A 344-nucleotide genomic window follows, 5' to 3' on the forward strand; every position below is an offset into this window, starting at 1 on the left:
CCCCTCGGCGCGGGCGTCGTGATACGCCCGCCGATACCCGTAGCGGGGATGGTCCTTCGCCCAGGCGCGCAGCCACTCCCTGAGCGCCCGATCCGGGTCCGCGACCGTGTCGCCCTTGAGCGGTCGCCGGTACGCGGAGCGGCTCAGCCCGACCAGACGGCACGCCATCCGTTCGCTCACCCGCAACTTGCCCTTGAGGTGATCGACGGCGGCGCGGCGCCTGTCCGGGCTTAGAAGTTTCCCTCAGCCAGCTCCTTGAGCGCGGCCTTCTCCAGCTCCGCTTCCGCGAGCAGACGCTTCAGGGTCGCGTTCTGCTTCTCCAGCTCCTTCAGGCGCTTTGCGTC

The 344-nt window shown here is 69.8% G+C and carries 1 pseudogene; it reads right to left on the reverse strand.

Annotation, left to right across the window (positions count from 1 at the left end):
• A pseudogene (locus tag ACFI33_RS11815) lies at positions 1 to 344 on the reverse strand (IS3 family transposase); the annotation flags it as partial.

It is taken from the genome of Micrococcus sp. PSi08 (genome assembly GCF_054960655.1).